The 21,390-nt window shown below is 61.7% G+C and carries 24 protein-coding genes; 14 read left to right on the top strand and 10 right to left on the bottom strand.

The features are described from left to right. Position 1 precedes the first annotated feature (1 nt). From IMCC21224_RS13615 to IMCC21224_RS13600, 4 genes are read left to right on the top strand one after another with little or no spacing between them, the layout of a single operon-like run. The gene (locus tag IMCC21224_RS13615; protein WP_047995813.1) at positions 2–448 is read left to right on the top strand and encodes a cupin domain-containing protein; all 447 of its coding nucleotides are present in this window, start codon (positions 2–4) and stop codon (positions 446–448) included. An 11-nt stretch (positions 449–459) separates the two neighbouring features. Then, entirely contained in the window at positions 460–1,947 is a 1,488-nt protein-coding gene (locus IMCC21224_RS13610) for an NAD(P)/FAD-dependent oxidoreductase (RefSeq protein WP_047995812.1), read from the top strand. A gap of 6 nt (positions 1,948–1,953) precedes the next feature. Next, positions 1,954–2,361 (top strand): thioesterase family protein, encoded by a 408-nt coding sequence (locus IMCC21224_RS13605; RefSeq protein ID WP_197089206.1) that lies wholly within the window; start codon positions 1,954–1,956, stop codon positions 2,359–2,361. Continuing rightward, positions 2,358–2,765 carry a RidA family protein gene (locus IMCC21224_RS13600; RefSeq protein ID WP_047995811.1) on the top strand — a complete coding sequence of 136 codons (408 nt, stop codon included), beginning with the start codon at positions 2,358–2,360 and terminating at the stop codon, positions 2,763–2,765. Before IMCC21224_RS13605 ends, IMCC21224_RS13600 begins: the two co-directional genes overlap by 4 nt. Here the strand turns inward: IMCC21224_RS13600 and IMCC21224_RS13595 are convergent. The 3 genes from IMCC21224_RS13595 to metF form a co-directional block, all read right to left on the bottom strand. After that, positions 2,762–3,949 carry a glycoside hydrolase gene (locus IMCC21224_RS13595; protein WP_082135213.1) on the bottom strand — a complete coding sequence of 396 codons (1,188 nt, stop codon included), beginning with the start codon at positions 3,947–3,949 and terminating at the stop codon, positions 2,762–2,764. The genes IMCC21224_RS13600 and IMCC21224_RS13595 overlap by 4 nt on opposite strands. Before the next feature lie 106 nt (positions 3,950–4,055). Then, positions 4,056–5,036: a type I glyceraldehyde-3-phosphate dehydrogenase gene (locus IMCC21224_RS13590; RefSeq protein ID WP_053079073.1), complete on the bottom strand. Its 981-nt coding sequence runs from the start codon at positions 5,034–5,036 to the stop codon at positions 4,056–4,058. 160 nt (positions 5,037–5,196) lie between these two features. Beyond that, positions 5,197–6,063: a methylenetetrahydrofolate reductase [NAD(P)H] gene (metF, locus tag IMCC21224_RS13585; protein ID WP_047995809.1), complete on the bottom strand. Its 867-nt coding sequence runs from the start codon at positions 6,061–6,063 to the stop codon at positions 5,197–5,199. 98 nt (positions 6,064–6,161) lie between these two features. Here metF and IMCC21224_RS13580 point away from each other — a divergent pair, with 98 nt between their 5' ends. Next, positions 6,162–7,067 (top strand): LysR family transcriptional regulator, encoded by a 906-nt coding sequence (locus IMCC21224_RS13580; RefSeq protein WP_047995808.1) that lies wholly within the window; start codon positions 6,162–6,164, stop codon positions 7,065–7,067. A gap of 58 nt (positions 7,068–7,125) precedes the next feature. On the opposite strand, the gene IMCC21224_RS13575 is transcribed toward IMCC21224_RS13580, so the two are convergent. Further along, entirely contained in the window at positions 7,126–7,332 is a 207-nt protein-coding gene (locus tag IMCC21224_RS13575) for a cold-shock protein (RefSeq protein ID WP_047995807.1), read from the bottom strand. Between the two features lie 221 nt (positions 7,333–7,553). Here IMCC21224_RS13575 and IMCC21224_RS13570 point away from each other — a divergent pair, with 221 nt between their 5' ends. Beyond that, a complete protein-coding gene (locus IMCC21224_RS13570; protein WP_047995806.1) occupies positions 7,554–7,874 on the top strand; it encodes an ArsC/Spx/MgsR family protein in 321 nt (106 codons plus the stop codon). 1 nt (position 7,875) lies between these two features. Continuing rightward, on the top strand, positions 7,876–8,244 hold the full coding sequence (locus IMCC21224_RS13565) for a hypothetical protein (protein ID WP_047995805.1): 369 nt from the start codon (positions 7,876–7,878) through the stop codon (positions 8,242–8,244). Positions 8,245–8,259: 15 nt separating this feature from the next. On the opposite strand, the gene IMCC21224_RS13560 is transcribed toward IMCC21224_RS13565, so the two are convergent. The 5 genes from IMCC21224_RS13560 to thrS all read right to left on the bottom strand — a co-directional run bounded on the left by IMCC21224_RS13560 (position 8,260) and on the right by thrS (position 13,271). Beyond that, the gene (locus IMCC21224_RS13560; RefSeq protein WP_047995804.1) at positions 8,260–8,829 is read right to left on the bottom strand and encodes a DoxX family protein; all 570 of its coding nucleotides are present in this window, start codon (positions 8,827–8,829) and stop codon (positions 8,260–8,262) included. A 4-nt stretch (positions 8,830–8,833) separates the two neighbouring features. Continuing rightward, the gene (locus tag IMCC21224_RS13555; RefSeq protein WP_047995803.1) at positions 8,834–9,577 is read right to left on the bottom strand and encodes a DNA-binding domain-containing protein; all 744 of its coding nucleotides are present in this window, start codon (positions 9,575–9,577) and stop codon (positions 8,834–8,836) included. Beyond that, positions 9,574–10,452, bottom strand: a complete 879-nt coding sequence (locus tag IMCC21224_RS13550; RefSeq protein ID WP_047995802.1) for a DUF692 family multinuclear iron-containing protein — start codon at positions 10,450–10,452, stop codon at positions 9,574–9,576. Before IMCC21224_RS13550 ends, IMCC21224_RS13555 begins: the two co-directional genes overlap by 4 nt. Positions 10,453–10,556: 104 nt before the next feature. Next, entirely contained in the window at positions 10,557–10,862 is a 306-nt protein-coding gene (locus IMCC21224_RS13545; protein ID WP_047995801.1) for a DUF2282 domain-containing protein, read from the bottom strand. Between the two features lie 456 nt (positions 10,863–11,318). Next, on the bottom strand, positions 11,319–13,271 hold the full coding sequence (gene thrS / locus IMCC21224_RS13540; protein ID WP_047995800.1) for a threonine--tRNA ligase: 1,953 nt from the start codon (positions 13,269–13,271) through the stop codon (positions 11,319–11,321). Between the two features lie 145 nt (positions 13,272–13,416). Between thrS and IMCC21224_RS13535 the strand changes: the two genes are divergently transcribed. From IMCC21224_RS13535 to murD, 7 genes are all read left to right on the top strand, one after another. After that, the gene (locus IMCC21224_RS13535) at positions 13,417–14,664 is read left to right on the top strand and encodes an MFS transporter (protein ID WP_047995799.1); all 1,248 of its coding nucleotides are present in this window, start codon (positions 13,417–13,419) and stop codon (positions 14,662–14,664) included. A gap of 107 nt (positions 14,665–14,771) precedes the next feature. Then, positions 14,772–15,515, top strand: a complete 744-nt coding sequence (locus IMCC21224_RS13530; RefSeq protein ID WP_047995798.1) for an alpha/beta fold hydrolase — start codon at positions 14,772–14,774, stop codon at positions 15,513–15,515. 80 nt (positions 15,516–15,595) lie between these two features. Next, positions 15,596–16,030, top strand: coding sequence for a VOC family protein (locus IMCC21224_RS13525; protein WP_047995797.1), 435 nt, complete (start codon positions 15,596–15,598; stop codon positions 16,028–16,030). A gap of 43 nt (positions 16,031–16,073) precedes the next feature. Beyond that, the gene (locus IMCC21224_RS13520) at positions 16,074–16,682 is read left to right on the top strand and encodes a hypothetical protein (protein ID WP_047995796.1); all 609 of its coding nucleotides are present in this window, start codon (positions 16,074–16,076) and stop codon (positions 16,680–16,682) included. Positions 16,683–16,931: 249 nt separating this feature from the next. After that, the gene (locus IMCC21224_RS13515; RefSeq protein ID WP_047997127.1) at positions 16,932–17,897 is read left to right on the top strand and encodes an ester cyclase; all 966 of its coding nucleotides are present in this window, start codon (positions 16,932–16,934) and stop codon (positions 17,895–17,897) included. A gap of 391 nt (positions 17,898–18,288) precedes the next feature. Further along, the gene (locus IMCC21224_RS13510) at positions 18,289–18,999 is read left to right on the top strand and encodes an alpha/beta fold hydrolase (RefSeq protein ID WP_047995795.1); all 711 of its coding nucleotides are present in this window, start codon (positions 18,289–18,291) and stop codon (positions 18,997–18,999) included. A gap of 110 nt (positions 19,000–19,109) precedes the next feature. Further along, positions 19,110–20,519, top strand: coding sequence for a UDP-N-acetylmuramoyl-L-alanine--D-glutamate ligase (murD, locus tag IMCC21224_RS13505; RefSeq protein WP_047995794.1), 1,410 nt, complete (start codon positions 19,110–19,112; stop codon positions 20,517–20,519). On the opposite strand, the gene IMCC21224_RS13500 is transcribed toward murD, so the two are convergent. Then, positions 20,505–21,362, bottom strand: a complete 858-nt coding sequence (locus IMCC21224_RS13500) for a hypothetical protein (RefSeq protein ID WP_197089205.1) — start codon at positions 21,360–21,362, stop codon at positions 20,505–20,507. The genes murD and IMCC21224_RS13500 overlap by 15 nt on opposite strands. Positions 21,363–21,390: the final 28 nt, after the last annotated feature.

Below are 21,390 nucleotides of genomic sequence, written 5' to 3'. Positions count from 1 at the left end.
CATGACACAAAACCCCGGAGTGACCCCCGCCGCTGATGCGCTGGGCGGCAAGGCCTGGAACGTGGTGGGCCATACCTATACGCCCAAACTGCACACACCCAATGTGATGATCTGGCACGCAGTGGTGCCCGACGGGACCTTTGTGCCGCCGCATATCCACCCGACACAGGACGAATGGATCGTCATGTTGACCGGCAACCTTGAGATCGAATTTGGCGGTGACCTTCACAAGGCCGGTCCCGGTGATACGGTTCGCATGCCGATGGGCATTGCGCATGGCATCTTTAACCGGTCAGGGGCCGAGGCGACCTGCGTTTTCGGCGTCGCCCCTTCGCGCAAGATTTTTGACTTGTTTGGTGCGCTGGACGGCGTGACTGATCCTGCCGAACTGGTGCGCATCTCGGCCGAACACGAGGTCGATTTCCTGCCGCCCCCCGACGCGGCCTAAGGAGCAAAATCATGGTTGAACGCAAGAAGGTTGCAGTGGTCGGTGGCGGGGTCAGTGGACTGGCCGCCGCCAAGGCCTTTGATGAACGCGGCCACCGCGTTGTCGGATTCGAGCGCAGCCATGATTTCGGCGGCGTCTGGGAATTGTCCCGGTCCTATCCCGATGTGCAGACGCAATCGCCCAAAGAGCTGTACCGCTTTACCGATCTGGCGATGCCGGAGGACTACCCGGAATGGCCCAAGGGGCCGCAGGTTCATGCCTATCTGCACAGCTACGCGGACAGGCATGATCTGGCGCGACTGTTTCGCCTGAACACCAATGTGGTGACGATGGACCGGCGCGCCGATGGCAAATCAGGCTGGACCCTGACGATTGACGAGGCTGGGCACCAGCGGCACGAGGGTTTCGACTTTGTTGCCGTCTGCACCGGACAGTTTTCCGACAAGAACATTCTGGAATTCCCTGGTCAGGACAATTTTGTCGCCCATGGCGGGCGCATTGTGCATTCGTCGGATTATACTGATCCTGATCTTGCGCAGGGCAAGGATGTCGTCGTTTTGGGTGGGTCAAAATCCGCCACCGATCTGGCAGTGAATGCGTCAAAGAACGGTGCCAAATCCGTCACCATGGTCTATCGCGAAAACGTCTGGCGGATCCCCTATTTCGTCGGCGGTATCAACTTTAAACGGCTGCTCTACATGCGTGCGCAGGAACAGCAGTTCAACCAGTGGGGCAAGGGGCCGGTACAGCGTGTGGTGGCCGCGATCCTCAAGCCGCTGGTCTGGGCCAATTTCCGTGGTCTTGAAGCATTGCTCAAGACACAACTGGGCCTGAAGAAATGGGACATGGTGCCGGATGAGCCGATCGAAAAGACCGTCTCGTGTTCCGTCCCCATCGTCACACCCGGGCTGTTCGAGGCGTTCAAGGCTGGTACGATCCGGCCGGTGCGTGGCACCTTTGATCACTACGAGCCCGGCCAGGTGGTCCTGAGTACGGGCGACACAGTCCCCTGCGACGTGGCGGCACTGGCCGTGGGCTGGAAGCTGGGTGTGCCGATGATCCCCGAGGCATACCGCGCCAAGCTGATCGCCCCGGACGGACAGTACCGCGTCTATCGCCTGTCGGTGAACCCGGATCTGCCGGACATGGGCTTTGTTGGTTTCAACTCCAGCTTCTGTACCGTGCTGTCGGCCGAGATGATCGCCAACTGGCTGGTGCGCTATGCCGATGGTCAGCTTGCAAATCAGCCCTCGGATGCGGACATGCGTAGCAATATCGAGATGATGCTGAACTGGCGGCGCAACGAACGCCCCGCGGCGCAGGTGTATGGCGGGCTGTGTTCCGCCCCGTTTCATTTCAAGCATTTCGACGAGGTGCTGGCCGATATAGGCGCAACGAAACGAAAGCGGGACAACCCGCTGGCTGAACAGTTCAGCTATCCAGATGCGGCCTCGTACGGGACGTTCCTTGGGTCTGCGCCGCAATATCATGCGGGGTAGGGTGGTATGATATTTCGACATCGGCAAAAGGTGCTGTTCAAGCATTGTGACCCGGCGGGGATCGTCTTTTATCCGCGCTATTTCGAGATGATCAATGACTGTATCGAGGCGTTCTTTGACGTGGCGCTCGGATGGCCGTTCGAGGTGCTGCACAAGCAAGGCGCTGTGCCGACGGCGCAAATCTCAGCCAGTTTCCAACGTCCGTCACGCCATGGCGACATGCTGGATTTCACGCTGAAAGCGGCGGCGCCGGGGCGGACGTCTCTGGCGCTCGATTTTGTCGTGACATGTGAGGGCGCGCCGCGCCTGACCGCACAATCAACCCTTGTAAATGTGGATGCGCAGGGGCGGCCCATGCCCTGGCCGGATACGCTGCGCACAAGACTGACCCAAACGACCGGAGGAACCCCATGACCCACCAGATCATTCACCCCGAGGGCTGGGCCCCGGCCAGGGGCTATGCCAACGGCATGTTGGCTGCGGACGGTACGCTTTTTGTCGGGGGACAGATCGGCTGGACCGCAGATCAGGTGTTCGAAGCGACGGATTTCATCGGCCAGATGGAACAGGCGCTGCGCAACATCCTGAGTGTGGTTGAGGCAGCGGGCGGTCAGGCGTCGGACATCCTGCGACTGACCTGGTATGTGACTGACAAAAAAGAGTATCTGGCCCAACAGGCTCAAGTGGGCAAAGCCTATCAGCGCGTGCTGGGGCGGCACTTTCCCGCGATGACCATGGTGGTTGTGGCCGCATTGATCGAAGATCTGGCGCTGGTCGAGATCGAGGCCACCGCCAAACTGCCAGTGCCGACGCGCTAGGTCAGCGCTTCGACACACAGGACGGTGGGCAGGTGGCGGGCGACTTCGCGCCAGGTTTCACCCGAGTCTGTGCTGGCAAAGACTGATCCGCTGTTGGTGCCAAAATAGACCCCGACCGACTCCGCACGGTCGGTTGTCATGGCTTGTCGCAGCACAGTGAAAAAACAGTTCCGGGCGGGCAATCCGTCGCGCCGCGCGCTCCATGTGTCGCCGCCGTCGCGTGACATCCACACTGCCGCCGAGGCGTCGGGCGGATAGCGCCCCGCCATGTCGCCATTCAGCGGCAGCACCCACAGCGTCGCCGGATCGCGCGGATGTACAGCGATGGGAAACCCAAAGGTCGAGGGCAGGCCAGCACTGATCTCGCTCCAACTGCGCCCGCCATCGGGGCTGCGAAATACACCGTGGTGATTTTGTTGGTACAACAGATCGCCCGCCGCACCGGTTCCGGGGGCTGCGCGAACCATGTTGTGGACGCAATGGCCAACCTCGTGGCCGCAGGCACCGGGCGTGCCACCGTGGTCATGTTCTGGCGCATTGCCCTGATTGTCACGTCGGTTGCGCCGCTCCCAGGTCTTGCCGCCATCCTCGGTGGCAAAGACACCGGCGGCGGAAATACCAACCCACATCTTTTCGGGCGTATCCGCTGCTGTGACGATTGTATGCAGCGTCAGCCCCGCACCTCCCGGCTCCCAACTGTCCGCCGAGGGGTGATCGCTGAGTGATGGGACCTTGTCCCATGTGTCGCCGCCATCGTGGCTGGCATAGAGCGCGGCAGGCTTGGCCCCGGCAAAGAGCGTGTCGCCGACATGGGCGAGCGACCACAGGGCGTCGATCTCTCCGGTAAAGGGCGCGGGCGGGGCGGGCTCCATCCCGAATTCGGCAGCCAAGGCGGGATCGTCTCGCAAGAGTGCATCGAATTTACCGTTGGCCAGCTTGCTTAGTGTCCAGTCGGTGCCATTGTCCGACCGCCACACGCCAGCCCCCGGCCATTCGCCGCCGCCTGCGGCCCAGTATGTGCCGACAGTCGTATCAGCGGCCATGTGGTTGATCGGCCAACCGTCACAAAAGGGCCCGGCCACGGACCATTTGATGCGGTCACTGTCAGAGGTGAGCAAGAAAGCGCCTTTGGTCGTGCCGACCATGAGTGTTGTTGTCTTCTGGGGCAGGGTGTTCTGGGACATCGCGGCATTCCCGGCTGGCAATGACAGAGCTGCAGAATACCACGACTTTGATTTTTGCCAAATGCCTTTGATGCACTGGTATGTTTCCGTGTCGGGACAACTGCGCTCAACGCGCTGCCATGCGCCGTGCCATGTCGATCATCCGCGCGGAAAAGCCCCATTCATTATCATACCAGCCAAAGACCCGCACCTGATGCCCCTGAACGATGGTTTCGGGAAGTGCGATGACCAGCGATTCCGGGCGCGCCCGCAGGTCGGTTGAAACGGTCGGATCTTCGGTGATGCCCAGAACCGGCGATGCGTTGGCCAAATTTCGCAGGTGGTCGGCAAAGGGGATATCCGGCAGGGTTTTCAGCGTCAGGACGGCGTCCACGGCCGACACGCTGATGACGGGCACCCGAACCGCCGCCCCGGTGATGCGTCCCGCCAGTGCAGGCACCACGGTGTCGATCAGGCGTGTGGCGCTGGTTGTGGTCGGGACCATCGACACAGCGCCTGCCCGGCTGCGGGCAAAATCGCCGCGCGGCGCGTCGACCATCGGCTGACTGCCGGTGTAGCAGTGGATTGTCGTCATGTGGCCCTGTGTGATCCCACAGCTGTCATGTATCGCCCGCAGCAACGGCGCCAGCGCGTTGGTGGTGCAGGACGCATTCGAGACGATCCTTGCGTCGCCCAATGTCTCGTCATTCGCGCCCAGCACAATTGTGCGCTCGGCCTCATCACAGGGGCCCGAGATCAGCACGTTGCGCGCGCCCGCATCCAGCCCGAGGCGAGCGTGGGTCAACGTGCTGATCGTGCCGGTGCAATCCATCAGGACGTCGATGTCCGTCAGATCAAGCGTGCTCAGATCGCGGGAATGACTGACGGGAATGGTCTGGCCGTCGATCTCAAGTGCGGCGTCCCGCATCGTGACCGTGCCGGGATAGGGGCCAAACACCGAATCATAACGAAACAGATAGGCACAACTGTCGAGCGGCGCGATGTCGTTGATCAGCGCAACGGTGATATCGGCGTGCCCGGGGGCGCACAACAACTGGCGCAACACGGTGCGCCCGATCCGTCCAAATCCATTGAGAGCGACCCGCATACCAGTGTCCTTGCGCCAGAAATCGACGTTGATCACAACGCCCTTTTTCTGTGCAAGTTCCAACACTTTGGCCGCTGTTGCAAGGTGTCGAAAACCGACTTTGACACTGTTATTGGCAGTGGTGCCGCAGGCGCAACTGCTAGGCGCGCAACGATAGGGTTCAGGCTACATTTTCGAGTTTGACCGCTGGTGTGATGCCAAGGGCAAAACACACGTCGCGAGTCAGTTCCGGGCGGTTCAGCGTGTAGAAATGCAGGTTCTCCACGCCGCCGTCGAGCAGATCTGAGCAGAGCTCGGTGCAGATGGCCGTGGCCAGCAGATCTTCACGTCCATCGCGGGTGGCGGTTTCAAAGGCGTCGATGACCCAGGCGGGGATATGGGTGCCGCAGGACTCGGCAAAGCGGCGTGCGCCTTTCCAGTTCTCGATCGGGAAGATGCCCGGCACGATGGGTTTGTCGATCCCGGCCTTGGCGCAGGCATCGCGGAAGCGAAAGAAGGTGTCTGCCTCGAAAAAGAACTGGGTCAACGCCTCGTCCGCACCAGCGTCGAGCTTGCGTTTGAGATAGTCGACATCCGCCGTGGCGTTGGGCGCTTCGGGGTGCTTGTCAGGGTAGGCACCAACGCGGATGGTGAAATCACCAGCGTCGTTGAGCGCCTCGATCAGCTCAACCGAGCTGTTGAACCCGTCAGGATGCGGCGCAAATCCGTTCGCGCCTTTGGGCGGGTCGCCGCGCAGCGCAACGATGTCCGTGACGCCGGCTGCGGCAAAGTCGCGCGCGATTTGCAGCGTTTCCTCACGCGTGGCGTCCACACAGGTCAGATGCGCCGCCGTGCGCAGGCCGGAATGTTTGTGCAGGGTGGCGACCACGTCGCGGGTCAGGTCGCGGGTTGTGCCGCCAGCGCCGTATGTGACCGAAACAAAGCGCGGCGCCAGAGGGGCCAGCACATTGACAGTATCCCAGAGGCGGAACGTGGCTTCGATATTCTTGGGCGGAAAGAATTCGAACGAGACTTCTGGGCGGGTCATGGCGGCTATCCTCAATGCGGTGTTGGGGCCTTGTCGCATGTCTGGCTTTGTGAGACAAACTCATAATTTTCATCACTAACATGAGGCGAGCGCCAGGAATGCATATCGAATTCCGCCATCTGCGCACCATCAAGGCGATCTACCAGGCGGGTGGCGTGGCGCGGGCCGCTGAGCAGCTCAACATCACGCAGAGCGCGCTGAGTCATCAGATCAAGGGGCTTGAGGATCAGGCCGGGGTCGAGTTGTTCGTGCGCAGATCCAAGCCGATGACCCTGTCGGCAGCGGGGATGCGCCTGTTGCGGCTGGCCGAGCAGGTGCTGCCGCAGGTCGAGGCGTTGCAGGACGAATTCAGCGGGCTGCGCGCGGGGTCAACCGGGCGGATGCATATCGCGATCGAATGCCACGCCTGTTTTGAGTGGTTGTTTCCGGTGCTGGAAATGTTTCGCAAAAGCTGGGGCGATGTCGATGTGGACATCCGGCCCGGACTTGCCTTTGACGCGCTGCCCGCACTGCTGAAGGAAGAGGTGGATCTGGTTGTCTCGTCCGATCCGGAAACCTTGCCGGGTGTCACGTTTACCGAACTGTTTGACTACAATGCCGTGTTTGTTGCTGCGGGGACGCATCCGCTCGCTGTCAAACCCTATATCGAGGCCGAGGATTTTCGCGGTCAGACGCTGATCACCTATCCGGTGGACCGGTCGCGCCTGGATGTGTTCAGTCAGGTGCTGACCCCTGCCAAGGTCGAACCGGCCAGCATTCGGCAGGTCGAACTGACGGCTGTGATCCTGCTGTTGGTGGCCAGCAATCGCGGTGTCGCGGTGCTGCCGGACTGGGTGGTGCGCGAGGTCAAATACAGTTCGGACTATGTAACCCGACCGCTGACCGCCAATGGGGTGACACGCAGACTCTATGCCGCGACGCGCACGGCCGATGTGGAAAAGGGCTATGTCCGCGATCTGATCCGCTTTGCCCGTGAAGAGGCGATAAAATTGCAGTCAGCATAGCCCTGTGTCCGGCGCGCTACAGGCCCGCCGGAGTGGGTGTTCTTCGCTGCTGTTTCTATCAGAGCGGTTTCAGGTCCGACGCCATTTCGCGACCATCACGGCCCTCTTGTAATTCATAGCTGACCTTTTGATTGTCCGCGAGGCCAGTCAGGCCCGAGCGTTCGACGGCGGAAATGTGTACAAACACATCTTTTCCGCCGCTTTCGGGTGCGATAAATCCGTACCCTTTGGTGGTGTTGAACCATTTCACGGTGCCCGTCGGCATGTCCCGTGTCTCCTTTCCGTCTTGCATGTCCCTGCCGGTGGCAGAAGTTTGTGCAACCCTACGGAATCCATGGGGCAGGCGGTCGGGACGCGCCTGGGCCGGAGGGAATCCGCGAAGGTCACGACACAAAAGATTGCGTACCTGTCGCAAAAAGCAAGCGAAACGGGGTCGCAATATGTGCAATTGGCGATTATTTGATCCCTGATGATACAGGAGCGGGCATGATCCTCTACGGTTTGAAAACGTGTGACACCTGCCGCAAGGCATTGAAGGCACTGCCAGAGGCGGTGTTTGTCGATGTCCGGGCCGAGGGCGTGCCGCCTGAGATTCGGGCCGCAGCGGTAGGGCGGTTTGGTGCGGCGTTGGTCAATACGCGGTCGACCACATGGCGCGGGCTGGACGATTCGGCGCGGTCACTGCCCGCCGAGACATTGATTGCTGAGCATCCCACGGTGATGAAGCGCCCCCTGATTGTCGCAGGCGAGGCGATGTGGCTGGGTTGGTCCAAAGACATCGCCACCGATCTGGAAGGGCGGACCTGATATGCGCAATGCTGCACTGACATTGGGGATCATCGCCGGGGTTTTCGGCATGTTTGTCGGCTTTTTCGGCTTTGGTTACACAGAACTTGCACGCAACTTTGGCGAGGTCGAGGATATGTTCGGGATGTTCGACAACCCCGATCTGGTGCGCGCGGCGTCGATCCTGTCGCCGCTGCTGGCAATTGCCGGGGGGGCGATGGCCAAGGCGCGGGCGCTTTGGGGCGGGATACTGCTGCTGTTGTCTGCGGCGGGGATGTATGTCGCGTTTGGCTTTAACGTCTTTACGATGTTCCCGATTGCATTTGCCGGGCTGGGCGGGGTTCTGGCGCTTGCTGCGGGCAAACCGGACGAACCGACCGCGCATTTCTAGGCTATCAACGCGTTGTCAGGCCGGGGCGGGACGGCCAAGGATCTGACGCCTCAGAATCCGGTCCAGCGACAACGCACCCGCGCCCTTGATCACCAGAACCAGCAGCAGGAAAATCCAGAACGCCCGCAGGTCCATGATCGGGCTGTCGGCGATGCGGTCGAACCACGCGCCCAGTGTTTCGGGCTGATTGATTGCGCCATGTCCATATAGATCGGTCAGGCTTTGAACCAGAATGAACCCGATCATGCCCAGCGACGCGAGCCGGGTGAACAGCCCCACTAAGATGAGCAGCGGCAGCAGAAATTCCGCCCAGGTGCCCGCGACCACCACCGCCCAGTGAAACACGCCCAGTTGCGAGGCATCATAGCCCACAGCCTCCATCTGACGCGGAAATATCTGTGCATAGGCGTTCAGCGAAGGTTTGAGGAATCCCACTGGCCCGGCGCCCAGTTTGGTCAGGCCAGAAGCCCAGAAATAGCCCAGCAATGTTGCGGCAAAGACCAGCCGCGACAGCAGGGGCAGCAGGCCGTCCGCCTTTTCAACCTCGTCAAAGATTGAGTTGTGCAATGAGATGAGCCGGTCCATGGCGCTACCTTTCCGTTTCAATATGGGTGATTGCACCGTTGGCGAGCAGCAAACCAAGCGTCGCACCGGGGTCAAAATCGTCGCCCGCCGCGTCCAGCGCACCCCCGAGCGGTGCACCTTGCCCGAGCGCTGCAACCAAAGCAGCACCGCCGGGGGGGAGCAGATGTGGCTCTGGGTCGAACTCGGGGCGCAGGATCACATAGTCTTCGGCGCGAGCAGGCGGTTTCGGCGCGGTCTTGCGGCTGTTGCGGCACCAGATCGACCAGACGGGATAGGGTGATTGCAGTGCATAGACAGATGGCGCCAATGTCAGGCGGCAGAACAGCAGCGTGTCTGGCGTCAACTTTTGAAGAACAGCGGCGTCGGCTGGGGCGTGGTCTGCGGCGTGATAAGAATGCCGCAACGCCAGTTCCAAACGCGCAACATCTGCCAGATAGGGCAGGTGCGCCAGCGCCGGAAATCCGGCCAGAAAGACGGGAAAGCCTGCGCCGTAGGTCATCAACCTCGGGTCGGCTGGCAGCGCGCTTCGTAGATAGACACCGGCGATATGGTGGAAATTCTCGGCCCCCAGCAATCTGGAAATGACTGGAAATCCGGTTTCTAGCGCATCGCGCAGGCTGACCACGACATTGTTGCGGTAGACGGCATAGCGACGCCCGGCGGGACGGCCCGCGCCATCGGTCAGCCCCTTGGGCACTGGTTGCGTGGCGTCCAGCAACGCGGCGTGAAAGCTGCTCTGATCCGTCACGCAGACACCTGTCGGCGAATGACGCCTTGGGCGGGCAGGCGTGCCAGCGCGACTGCGGCCCGGCGTGCCTCGGATGCCAGAACCGGCCAATCGGGCACGTCGGTGTCCCATTCCACCAGCAAAGGGCGTGGCCCCGAACGGGTCAGGGTATAATCCAGCAGGCCCCAGACCGGATCGACAATTGCGGCGCCGTGGCTGTCGATCAGCAGCGGCGCGCCAAAGTCGTCGGTGTCGGTGTCATGGCCACCAAGGTGAATTTCACCCACATGTCCCAACGGGTAGGCGTCGATATAACCTTGCGGAGAATAGCCAAGGTTGGTGGCTGAGACAAAGACGTTGTTTACGTCCAGTAGCAACCCGCAGCCGGTGCGATGTGCCACGGCACGCAAGAAATCGGTTTCGGTCAGGGTCGATGCCTGAAAGGCAAGATAGCTTGACGGGTTTTCCAGCAACATTGGTCGGCCTAGTGCCTCTTGTACCTGGTCGATATGGTCGCAGACGCGGGTCAGCGTCGCGTCGGTATAGGGTAAGGGCAGCAGGTCGTTCAGAAAATGGCTGTCATGGGTCGACCAGGCCAGATGTTCGGAAAAGCTGGCCGGATTGAGCCATCCGCACAGACGTTTCAACCGTCCAAGGTGATCGGGGTCAAGCCGCCCCTCACCACCGATCGACAGGCCGACGCCATGCACCGAAATCGGAAAGCGTTCAGCCAGATGGCGCAATTGCGCCAGCGGTCGGCCACCGTCGCCCATGTAATTCTCGGCATGAATCTCCAGCCACTCGACCGGCGCTGCATTCGCCATAATAGCGCTGAAATGCTGTGGCTTATAGCCAACACCGGGAGCGGAGGGGAGGGTTTGGAGGTCATCGAACATGGTGTACCGGTTGTTTTCGGGGGATCGTCAAAGGTGCGCGGGCCGACCGCGCACCTTGTTGTCAACTGGCCGGGCGGGCAGACACTGCGCACCCCCGGGCAGGCTCAGCCCATCGGCAGATCACGGTCGAGCGCTTCGAGTGATCCCATGCGGGCCGAACCGTCCGCCATCGCAGGCAGTTCAACTTCGGTGCAGGTGCCGGACTCGACCAGCGTCCAGGCATTGCCCTGGTAATCAACAGCCGAAGTGCCCGCGCAGGTGGTGCCGGGGCCGGCCGCACAGCCGTTTTCACCGGCAAGAGAGACACCAAAGCATTTCTCTTGGGCCTGTGCCGATGCGGTGGTCGAATAGGCTGCAAATGTGGCGGCAACAGCGCCGAGGATGGCGGCGGATTTCATGGTCTTGGACATATCTGGTTCCCTCTCAGGTGTTTGTCGCGTCTCGCTGCGGGTTCGTCCCGGCGATGAGGTAAGTCTGCCGGTTGTAGAGGAATCGCGCCACTCACAGGCCCGTGCATCACAGCGGCGTCAGGGTGCGTCAGGCGCATGTGAGTGAGGTGCGGAACGTATCATGCTGAAGAAAAGTCAGAATATTCTGAAAGTCAGAGTTTCTCATAGCCAGTGTAACATAGTGGGGTGCGCAATTGTTACAGGACTGGGCCTTGATCAGGATGCATGGCGGATATGCGCAGGGCGCCGCGTGAGGATTGTAACATTTGATTGGGACGAAAGATGCGACGCCGCGACGCAGCCAACCGCGCACGGCGGACATTCGTCCGAGGAACGGGCAATGCGGGCGTGTGTCTGGGGCTGTAGAACGGCCGTGCCGATCAGTGGGGGCGGGCGTTTGCCGCGCCCCCGATTGGTTCAACGTGCCGCAAGATCCGGCGGTGTCGCTTCGAGTGCGAGTGCGGCAACCGTGTCGTCCAGCGCCACAACCGAGGTTTGCTTTTCCCCCAGCCGACGCAGAGTGACCGTCCGGTCCTCGACTTCGCGCGCACCAACGGCAAGGATCACCGGCACCTTGCCGACGGAATGCTCGCGGACTTTGTAGTTGATCTTTTCATTGCGAATGTCGGCTTCTGCCCGGATTCCCGCAGCGCGAAGGGCGGTGACCACCTCGTGGACATAATCGTTGGCGTCGGTGACGATGGCTGCCACCACAACCTGACGCGGAGCGAGCCAGAATGGCAGCTTGCCGGCATGTTCCTCGATCAGGATGCCGATGAACCGCTCGAACGACCCCAATACAGCGCGGTGCAGCATGATCGGGCGATGCTTGGCCCCATCCGCACCGATATACGAGGCGTCCAGCCGCTCTGGCAGGTTGGGATCGACCTGTAGCGTGCCACATTGCCAGTCGCGCCCGATGGCGTCGGTCAGCACAAATTCCAGCTTGGGTCCATAGAACGCCCCTTCGCCGGGGTTCAGTTCAAAATCATAGCCCGCTGCCTTGCAAGCATTGCCCAGCGCCTTTTCGGCCTGGTCCCAGCTTTCCTCGGTGCCGATCCGCTTTTCCGGCCGGTCGGACAGTTTGATCCGCCAATCGGTAAAGCCGAGTTCAGCATAGATGCCCGACAGGAATTCGATGAACTTTTTGGTTTCCGCCTCGATCTGATCCTCGGTGCAGAAGATGTGCGCGTCGTCCTGCGTAAAGCCACGCACCCGCATGATGCCATGCAGCGCGCCCGAAGGTTCATAGCGATTGCAGGATCCGAATTCGGCCATGCGCAGCGGCAGGTCACGATAGGATTTCAGGCCGTGGTTGTAGACCTGTACGTGACACGGGCAGTTCATCGGCTTGAGCGCGTTGATGGTCTTTTCGCGCGCGTGTTCCTCGTCAACCTCGACGATGAACATATGTTCCTGATAGCTGCCCCAGTGGCCGGATTGTTCCCACAGCTTGCGATTCACCACCTGCGGCGTGTTTACTTCGACATAGCCGTCGCGGGTTTGCTGGCGGCGCATGTAGTCCTGAAGCATGGTGTAGATGGTCCAGCCGTTCGGATGCCAAAAGATCTGGCCGGGCGCCTCTTCTTGCATATGGAACAGGTCCATCTCGCGACCCAGCTTGCGGTGGTCGCGCTTGGCGGCTTCTTCCAGCATATGGAGGTGCTTTTTCAGATCGTCCTTGTTCAGGAACGCAGTGCCGTAGATCCGTTGCAGCATCGCCCGCTTGCTGTCGCCGCGCCAGTAGGCACCGGCCACGGACATCAGTTTGAACGCGTCACCGGGCACCTGGCCGGTGTTTTGTAAATGCGGGCCACGGCACAGATCCTGCCAGTCGCCGTGCCAGTACATGCGCAGCGGTTCGTTGCCGGGGATGCCGTCGATCAGTTCGACCTTATAGGGCTCGCCCCGATCCTCGTAATACTTGATCGCGACATCGCGGTCCCAGACTTCGGTGCGGACCGGGTCACGCAGCGCGATGATCTGGCGCATCTTCTTTTCGATCGCGCCAAGGTCTTCGGGGGTGAACGGCTCGGCCCGGTCAAAATCGTAATACCAGCCGGTGTCGATGACCGGACCGATGGTGACTTTGACAGCCGGCCACAGCTCTTGCACCGCGCGGGCCATGATATGCGCCAGATCGTGGCGCACCAGTTCCAGCGCCGGAACGGGATCGGCCATGGTGTTGATGGCGATGCTGCTGTTCGCCGGGATCGGCCATTGCAGATCCCAATGGGCACCGTTGACGGTGGCCGAGATCGCCTTTTTCTCAAGCGATTTTGAGATCGAGGCAGCAACCTGTGCCGGAGTCACTCCTGCGTCGAAGTCGCGTGCATTGCCGTCAGGAAAGGTCAGGGAGATTTGGGCCATCTGAGGCTCCTCGTCGGTTTGGCGCCTACGGGACGCCCGGTTGCGGGTTATGATGTCTGATCTAAGTGACAAAGCGGGAACCCGCTGTCAAGCAAGCGCGTTGATCAGGGATGCTTTTGCAAAACCGCGATTGGAAAGGGCCCGGATGGCTACGATTGATACAGACCTGTACGGCACCGTGACAGATGATGATGGCAACGCGACCAAGGGTGAGGCGCGCAATGGCGTGCGGCACATGGTGTCACTTAGCCTGACCAAGGTGGCCGACGGGCTGATTGATCCGAAACTGGTGCTGAGCTGGCTGATGAATGCGCTGGGCGCGCCAACGGTGCTGGTTGGCCTTCTGGTTCCGATCAGAGAGGCCGGTGCGTTGCTGCCGCAGATGCTGCTGGCGGGCTGGGTGCAGTCGCTTAGGTATCGCAAATGGGCGTGGATTTGCGGTTGTTTGGGGCAGGGGGCTGCGGCGGCGGTGATCGCTCTGGCCGCTCTGCTACTGACGGGATGGGCTGCCGGGATGGTGATCTGCGGCGCGCTGGCCGTTCTGGCGGTGTCGCGGGCCGCGGCGTCGGTCAGCTACAAGGATATTCTCGGCAAGACCATCCCCAAGACCCGGCGCGGGTCGGTCAAGGGCGTCGCGGGATCGCTGTCTTCAGCGGCGGTGATCGTCTTTGCGTTGCTGCTGATGTCGGGACTGTTGCAGGATGTGACACCGCTCGCCATTGCCGTTGGTTTGGCGGCGGTTCTGTGGATCTGCGCGGCGCTAGTGTTTTCACGCCTCGAAGAACAGGCATCGGAACCGGGGCAGCGAGACACGCTCGATTTCACGCCCATCAGGGAGGATCGCCAGTTCCGCCTGTTTACTGCGGTGCGTGGTTTGCTGACTGTCACGGCACTGGCACCCCCCTATATGGTGCTGCTCGACACGTCTGAGGGCGCGTTGCAGGGATTGGGGGCAATGGTGCTTGCCTCGGCGCTGGCGTCTTTCCTCAGCTCTTATGTCTGGGGGCGGCTGTCGGACTGGTCCTCGCGCCGGGTGCTGGCGCTGTCGGGCGTGATCGGCGGTGCGGCGATGGCTGCCGCCGTGGCCGCCACCGTACTGGGGCTGGCAGGGCCGGTCTGGGTTCTGCCTGCAATCCTGTTTGTCCTGATGATCGCCTATCAGGGCGTGCGCAGCGGGCGAGGCATCTATCTGGTGGATATGGCACCCAAGGATGGGCGCGCCTCTTACGCTGCGCTGGCCAACACCCTGATCGGGGGATTGTTGTTGATCACCGGTGCGATTGGCGGTGCGCTCAGCGTCATCGGTCCGGTTGCAGCACTGTGTGGCTTTGCTATGCTCAGTATCTTAGGCGGCCTTCTGGCGTTGCGACTGAACGAGGTTGAGGATGCCTGACATCCACGCCCGCCGGACATGATTTGCGGCGGGCACCCGGCGCTCTGCGCTTCGGGGCTGGAAACAGCCTGCTGTGACGTGCAAGGTAACGCGCGGGGAGGTGAGCCATGGCGAAGATCAATGAGCTGGTGACTGCGGCGGGGCGACGGTTGGCCTTTGCCTATACCCCCGGCGAGGGGCCGGTTGTTGTGTTCCTGTCGGGGTACAAATCCGACATGGAGGGCACCAAGGCGGTGCATCTCGAAGCGTGGGCGCAGGCGCGTGGGCGGGCGTTTCTGCGGTTCGACTATTCTGGACACGGCGCGTCGGGTGGCCGATTCGAGGATGGCTGTATCGGGGATTGGGCCGCAGATGCCGAGGCGGTGATTTCGCAGCTGAGCGAGGGACCGCTGGTGCTGGTCGGGTCGTCCATGGGCGGCTGGATCGGCTGTCTGGTGTCGCAGCATCTGCACGCCCGGATTGTTGGCTTTGTCGGGATCGCGGCTGCGCCGGATTTCACCGAAGACGGGTTCTGGGCCGGATTCGACGCCGATCAGAAAGCTGAGATTGCGGCCGGACGCACTGTGAGCCTGCCGTCAGACTACGGCGACCCTTACATGATCACGCCAAAGCTGATCGAGGACGGGCGTCAGCATCTGGTGCTGCGGACTCCGCTACGGATGCCCTGGCCGGTACGATTGCTGCAAGGCACTGAAGACACGGCGGTGACGCGCAATACGGCCCTGCGCCTGCTGGATCATATTGCGGGGACGGACGTGCGGCTGAGCTTTGTGAAAGGCGCGGATCACCGTTTCTCGGACCCCGCTTGTCTGGCGATGATCGAGGCCGCAGTGACCGAGGTTGGCGGATGAGTGGACTTGGTTGGCCGTAGGCGGCCAAGATTCCTAGGGTGCAGGAAAAAGTAACCAAGGATACAGAGAAGGAGGCCGGGATGGACCAAAGAGTAAGCTTGATCACATTGGGGGTGCGCGACATCGCGCAGGCATCGGCGTTTTACGATGCGCTGGGCTGGCAGCGCGTAGACGGACCGCCCGGCATTGTTGTCTATGATCTGATCGGCCAGTCGCTGGGGCTGTATCCGCTCGCGGATCTGGCGCGGGACATGGGCGTGGATATGGCGACGCTGGGCACAGGGGCGGCGACGCTGGCGTGCAATGTTCGCGACCGGGCGGATGTGGCGTCTGTGCTCGAACATGCCGAGGCGGCGGGGGCCAAGGTGCTGAAACCTGCGCATGACGTGTTCTGGGGCGGCCACATCGGTTATTTCGCCGATCCCGAAGGGCATATCTGGGAAGTGGCGTGGAACCCCGAGGCGCCGCTGGCCTCCGACGGCGCGTTCCGCTGGGCGGGGTACGGGACAGCATGACGCTGGCCCAGCGTCTTTCCGTGACATGAGACGCCCGCAGAGCATGTGGAGCCTGGAAACTCTGGGCCGCGTGCGCCTGTCGCGCCATTTCTGGATGCGCGAGTTCCTCTATTCCGAGATCGGCAACATCCATGCTGTGCCAAACATTCCCGACGACCCGGATCTGGCGATCGCGCGGGGCAGGGCATTGTGCGAGACGCTGCTTGATCCGCTTCAAGAGACGTTTGGGCGGATCTTTGTACGCTCGGGCTATCGTTCGGCGGCACTGAACCGGTTTGGCAACGAACGCAGGCTCAATTGCGCGCGCAACGATTACCCGTTGGAATGTCATATATGGGATCTGCCGGATGTCGACGTCGCTGGCGCATCATTGGTCATTCCGTGGTTTGCGGATCGCTATGCGCAGGGGCGCGACTGGCGCGATCTGGCTTGGTGGCTGCATGACCATCTGGAGTATTCTGAGATCTGGGTATTTCCCAAACTTTGCGCCTTTAACCTGAGTTGGCGACCCAAGCCGACCCGCAGGATTGACTCGTATGTTGCGCCGCGCGGTACCCTGTTGCGCGCAGGCGGCGACCCCGATGAACCGCGTGCGGATCGCGCGGCCCGCTACGCTGATTTTCCAAAGTTCCGGGGCATTGCGTCACCCTGAATCGAACGGCGCTTGGGGTGATTTTTCGGGCGATGGCAGCGGATCAGGCAAAGATTGGCGATGAATTGACTCAATTTGTTAACCTTGTGTGTGAATAACCTCACAGGACACCGGGGCGTGACACCCTTCAGTCCGGTACTTTGGTTTGGGCAAGGAGCATTGTTTATGGGGATATCCCTGCCGCATGGCACATCAGATGTGACCCGCACCGGGTCTCCTGTGCGGCAGGTGGCTGTGGGTGGCGGTCCGATGAAGGGATTTGATCCCAAGTTTCAGAATTTCCCCGATTATCTGCTGCAAGTGACCGAAGACATCTGGGAGGGGCGCGGCCTGGGCGCACGCATGCGCGACTACTATCATCCGCAGATCATTACGCGCATGCCCAGCGGTATTTCCTTTGGTATTGATGCCTCGGCCGCAGCAGCGATGTCGACCCTGGTCGAGTTTCCGGATCGCGTGCTGTTGGGCGAAGACGTGATCTGGTCCGGTACGCCACAGGTCGGAATGCTTGGTTCGCACCGGATCATGTCGACGGCGACGCATAAGGGCACCGGCATCTTTGGTGCGGCAACCGGTCAGCGGGTGCGGTTTCGCGCCATGGCTGATTGCTTTGCCAAGGACAACAAGATCAGCGACGAATGGCTGATCTGCGACAACGCGGCCGTTGTGCGGCAGTTGGGCTGTGATGTGGTCGATTGGTCGCGCAGAATTCTGGCCGAACTGGATCCCGCAACACAGCCCTTTCGCCCCGCGATCAACGTGCTTGGTCCCTATACCGGGCAAGGCAATGACAACCAGTGGGGCGCGGCGTTCAGCGATCTTTTGGTGCGGGTCATGACGGCGGATCTGTCTGTGATCGCGGATCAGTATGACCGCGCCTGTCATCTGGAATACCCCGGTGGCGAGACCACGCACGGCTGGGCGGCGGCGGAACGGTTCTGGATGGGGTTGCGCGCATCGTTCCCCTCGGCCCGATTCGAGGTGCAGCACAGGATCGGCCAGGAGGATCCGCTGATGCCACCCCGCGCTGCGCTGCGCTGGTCACTGGACGGGCGGCATGACGGCTGGGGCAGTTTCGGACGTCCGAGTGGGGCCGAGGTGCATGTAATGGGTATCAGCCACGCCGAATTCGGCCCTTCGGGTCTGCGCCGGGAATGGACGCTGATCGACGAGACAGCAATCTGGATGCAAATATTGGCGCATTTGGGCGGATAGCCCGGATGTTTTGGCGCATGGGCAGGGCGTGCGATTTGGCTCGCGTGTCGTCCTGCTCGGATGACCCGCCGGGACCGTGATAGTCTGTTGACATGGTGATCGCGGCGTTTGCCGCTAAATTTCGCGCCCTTTCAACGTGAGTGATGGCGCGGGAATGGGCGCGCTTTGGCAAGGTCGCGCCGATTTTACAATTCCATGATGGTTCGGCACTTTCGCTCGCAGCCCAAGCTGGTAGGTTCCGCGAAATCCAAGGGACTTTTCCGCCGATGCGCGTTTTCCGATCCATTTCCAGTGGCTGCCCGATTGGCAGGCTACCCCTGTGGGCTGCCAGGCAGAGTCGTCATATGACGGGCCCCGTGCCATGTTCCTTTACCGCCCTGCGGAGCGCAGGATGACGGAACCGTTGGTCTTCTTGCCGGGGATGATGTGCGACGCGCGGCTTTTTGCGCCGCAAATGACCGCCTTTTCCGGCAGCACCGCCGTGATGGTGGCGCCAATCACCCTTGGTGAACGGATTGAGGAGATCGGCTCGGCCCTGCTGTCCCTGCTGCCCGCGAAATTTGCCTTGGCGGGACATGGCATGGGTGGGATCGTCGCCATGGAACTGGTGCGGCGTGCCCCAGACCGGGTGACGCGGATTGCCCTGATGGACACCAACCCACTGGCCGAGGTGCCGCAGGTCGCAGCCGCGCGCGAGCCGCTGATTATCGGTGCCAAGGCGGGGCGGCTGGGCGAGGTCATGCGCGAAGACGTGCCGCCAAGTTGTCTTGCTCCGGGTCCGCAACGGGTTGAGGTGCTGAATACGGTGGCGCAGATGGCGCTGGATCTGGGGCCAGACATCTATGTCCGGCAGTCGCGCGCGATGCAGCGCCGCCGCGATCAGCAGCCAACCCTGCGTCGGATCAAGGTGCCGGCGCTGGTGCTGTGCGGGCAGTATGACGCGCTGAACCCGGTTAAACGGCATAGCTTTATGGCCGAGATGATCCCACATGCGGATCTGGCGGTCATCGACGGCGCCGGGCATCTGCCGACCCTCGAAGCGCCGCAGGCAACCACCGAGGCACTGTTTGCCTGGATGAAGCAGCCGTATGTGCTGCGCTGAAACGCAGGCCGATACCGTTCCGTCAAACATGACAACACCGCGTCGCCATCTGGCTAATTGGCCAATGATCCGCTAGCGCTACTGCCAGGCGGCGCAAGCGGAGGTACGGCATGATTCCGGTCCAGGGGTTCGAAGGAAAATACGTGGCAGTTCTGGGGCTGGGACGATCCGGCCTTTCGGCTGCAAGGGCCTTGCAAGCAGGCGGAGCCATTCCGGTATGTTGGGATGACAGTCCGGTGGCGCGCGCTGCGGCCGACGCCGAAGACCTCGCGATCCGCGATCTGGCCAAACCCGGCGCGTTCGAAGATATCGCCACCTTGTTGGTCAGCCCCGGCATACCGCATCTGTATCCCGTGCCGAACCCCGTTGTCGCCGCCGCCTGGGGGGCGGGTGTGCCGGTAGACAATGACATCGGGTTGTTTTTCCGCTCTTTCGGGTTGGGCGACTGGGACCAATACGAAACAGTGCCGCGTGTCGTCGCAGTGACCGGATCGAACGGCAAATCCACCACGTCGGCGCTGATCCACCACATCCTGACCCAGGCCGGACGATCCAGCCAGTTGGCCGGGAACATCGGGCGCGGTGTGCTTGACATTGACCCGCCGGGCGAGGGCGGCGTGGTGGTGCTGGAACTCAGCTCGTATCAGACGGATCTGGCGCGATCGCTGACGCCGGATGTGGCAGTTTTCACCAATCTGTCGCCTGACCATCTGGATCGGCATGCTGGCCTTGGCGGGTATTTCGCGGCCAAGCGACGGCTCTTTGCCGAAGGTGGCCCCGAACGTGCGGTTATCGGCGTCGATGAAGCCGAGGGCCAGTACCTTGCCAACCAGATGGCCGAGGCGGCGGTGGATGATCGGGTGATCCGTATCTCGTCGGGACAAAAGCTGAGCGGGCCAGGCTGGAACGTTTTTGCCCGCAAGGGTTTTCTGACTGAGTGGCGCAAGGGGCGGCAGGTCGCGGCAATCGACCTGCGCGGTATCCGGGGTCTGCCCGGGGCGCACAACCACCAGAACGCATGTGCCGCCTATGCCGCCTGTCGCACGCTTGGGCTGGCCCCCAAGCAGATCGACGCCGCATTTCAGAGCTTTGAGGGGCTGCCGCACCGCAGTCAGATTGTCGCCGAGGCGAATGGCGTCACCTTTGTGAACGATTCCAAGGCGACAAACGTCGATTCCGCCGCCAAGGCGCTGCTTGCCTTTGAACGAATCCGCTGGATCTGCGGCGGGCTGCAAAAGGATGGCGGTTTGGGCGCGCTCGCACCAGGTCTGCCCCATGTCCAGCGGGCTTATGTCATCGGTCGCGAGGCGGCGGGCTTTGCGCTTGGGCTCACCGGGACCGAGGCCGAGGTCTGCACCACGATGGAGGTCGCGGTTGCCCGCGCGATCGAGGATGCCCAGCCCGGAGAGGTCGTGCTGCTGGCCCCCGCCGCCGCCAGCTTTGATCAATATGACAATTTCGAACAGCGTGGCACGGACTTTACCGACCGGGTGCGCGCGGCGTTGTCAGACGGGAAGTGAGTTGAACAGCGACAAGATCCGGCCATCGGACAGCGCGCTGATCACGCTACGTTTGAGGCCGGTGCCGCTGTGCGCCCACAAGTCCTGACGCGGGAGCGCAGTCGCGATCAGCGCCAACCCAAAGGCGATCTCTGGCACGGCACGCGGGCGGCGGGTATCGGCAGGCGCGCGCAGCCGGGTCAGCAAATGGTCACGCACGGCCAGCGGGTGGACCACACCCAACTGCACTGGAATCGGATTCAGGTTCAGCAACTTGGCAATCGCCATGCGGTGCATACCGCCGCTCGACCGCAGCAGCGTGCCGTCACGGGCAATATGGACCAGAATGCCGCCATGTTCGCGCCGAAAATACTCGGGCAGGTCCTTTTGGGGGCGCAGCCGACGGGTGTGCCACGCCTCATCATACAGCGCATCAAGGCGCGCGTAGCGGGCGTGCAGATCGTCCACCGTGGCGCAATCGTCGGGTCGTTTGCCCTGCGCAATCTCGTCCGTCAGGCGACGGAACAGCGGCGTCCGCTCCCATGGTGTACCGTCCAGAAAATGCGCGCGGCAGGCCTCGAACTTTGGTTCATGGCCCAATGGTTTGCGGCGCAGATCCCAGTCGCCACCCAGCACGCGGCCAGACATGTTGCGGCGAAACCGGGGCGCGGCATCGCTGCCGTCATGGTCATAGACCTCAGAGATTGCGGCGCTGTCGACCCAGAGGCATTCGTCACTTAGTGGGGCATCGGCACCAAAGCGCAGACGATTAATCACATCCCGCAGGAATTTCTGCGGAATCTGAGCTTCGAGAGCGCGAGAAACATAATATCGCCGCTTGGAGGGAGACTCGGGTATCGCCATGATGAAGATTTTGTGAATCTTTCATGAC

Source organism: Puniceibacterium sp. IMCC21224 (genome assembly GCF_001038505.1).
GTDB lineage: Bacteria > Pseudomonadota > Alphaproteobacteria > Rhodobacterales > Rhodobacteraceae > Puniceibacterium.
This window is presented reverse-complemented; position numbering and strand designations above follow the sequence as displayed.

Bases quoted from the DNA above. Each gene is read 5' to 3' on its own strand.
- IMCC21224_RS13615 (WP_047995813.1), top strand. From the start codon at position 2: ATGACACAAAACCCCGGAGTGACCCCCGCCGCTGATGCGCTGGGCGGC.
- IMCC21224_RS13610 (WP_047995812.1), top strand. From the start codon at position 460: ATGGTTGAACGCAAGAAGGTTGCAGTGGTCGGTGGCGGGGTCAGTGGA.
- IMCC21224_RS13605 (WP_197089206.1), top strand. From the start codon at position 1,954: ATGATATTTCGACATCGGCAAAAGGTGCTGTTCAAGCATTGTGACCCG.
- IMCC21224_RS13600 (WP_047995811.1), top strand. From the start codon at position 2,358: ATGACCCACCAGATCATTCACCCCGAGGGCTGGGCCCCGGCCAGGGGC.
- IMCC21224_RS13595 (WP_082135213.1), bottom strand. From the start codon at position 3,949: ATGTCCCAGAACACCCTGCCCCAGAAGACAACAACACTCATGGTCGGC.
- IMCC21224_RS13590 (WP_053079073.1), bottom strand. From the start codon at position 5,036: ATGCGGGTCGCTCTCAATGGATTTGGACGGATCGGGCGCACCGTGTTG.
- metF (WP_047995809.1), bottom strand. From the start codon at position 6,063: ATGACCCGCCCAGAAGTCTCGTTCGAATTCTTTCCGCCCAAGAATATC.
- IMCC21224_RS13580 (WP_047995808.1), top strand. From the start codon at position 6,162: ATGCATATCGAATTCCGCCATCTGCGCACCATCAAGGCGATCTACCAG.
- IMCC21224_RS13575 (WP_047995807.1), bottom strand. From the start codon at position 7,332: ATGCCGACGGGCACCGTGAAATGGTTCAACACCACCAAAGGGTACGGA.
- IMCC21224_RS13570 (WP_047995806.1), top strand. From the start codon at position 7,554: ATGATCCTCTACGGTTTGAAAACGTGTGACACCTGCCGCAAGGCATTG.
- IMCC21224_RS13565 (WP_047995805.1), top strand. From the start codon at position 7,876: ATGCGCAATGCTGCACTGACATTGGGGATCATCGCCGGGGTTTTCGGC.
- IMCC21224_RS13560 (WP_047995804.1), bottom strand. From the start codon at position 8,829: ATGGACCGGCTCATCTCATTGCACAACTCAATCTTTGACGAGGTTGAA.
- IMCC21224_RS13550 (WP_047995802.1), bottom strand. From the start codon at position 10,452: ATGTTCGATGACCTCCAAACCCTCCCCTCCGCTCCCGGTGTTGGCTAT.
- IMCC21224_RS13545 (WP_047995801.1), bottom strand. From the start codon at position 10,862: ATGTCCAAGACCATGAAATCCGCCGCCATCCTCGGCGCTGTTGCCGCC.
- thrS (WP_047995800.1), bottom strand. From the start codon at position 13,271: ATGGCCCAAATCTCCCTGACCTTTCCTGACGGCAATGCACGCGACTTC.
- IMCC21224_RS13535 (WP_047995799.1), top strand. From the start codon at position 13,417: ATGGCTACGATTGATACAGACCTGTACGGCACCGTGACAGATGATGAT.
- IMCC21224_RS13530 (WP_047995798.1), top strand. From the start codon at position 14,772: ATGGCGAAGATCAATGAGCTGGTGACTGCGGCGGGGCGACGGTTGGCC.
- IMCC21224_RS13525 (WP_047995797.1), top strand. From the start codon at position 15,596: ATGGACCAAAGAGTAAGCTTGATCACATTGGGGGTGCGCGACATCGCG.
- IMCC21224_RS13520 (WP_047995796.1), top strand. From the start codon at position 16,074: ATGTGGAGCCTGGAAACTCTGGGCCGCGTGCGCCTGTCGCGCCATTTC.
- IMCC21224_RS13515 (WP_047997127.1), top strand. From the start codon at position 16,932: ATGAAGGGATTTGATCCCAAGTTTCAGAATTTCCCCGATTATCTGCTG.
- IMCC21224_RS13510 (WP_047995795.1), top strand. From the start codon at position 18,289: ATGACGGAACCGTTGGTCTTCTTGCCGGGGATGATGTGCGACGCGCGG.
- murD (WP_047995794.1), top strand. From the start codon at position 19,110: ATGATTCCGGTCCAGGGGTTCGAAGGAAAATACGTGGCAGTTCTGGGG.
- IMCC21224_RS13500 (WP_197089205.1), bottom strand. From the start codon at position 21,362: ATGGCGATACCCGAGTCTCCCTCCAAGCGGCGATATTATGTTTCTCGC.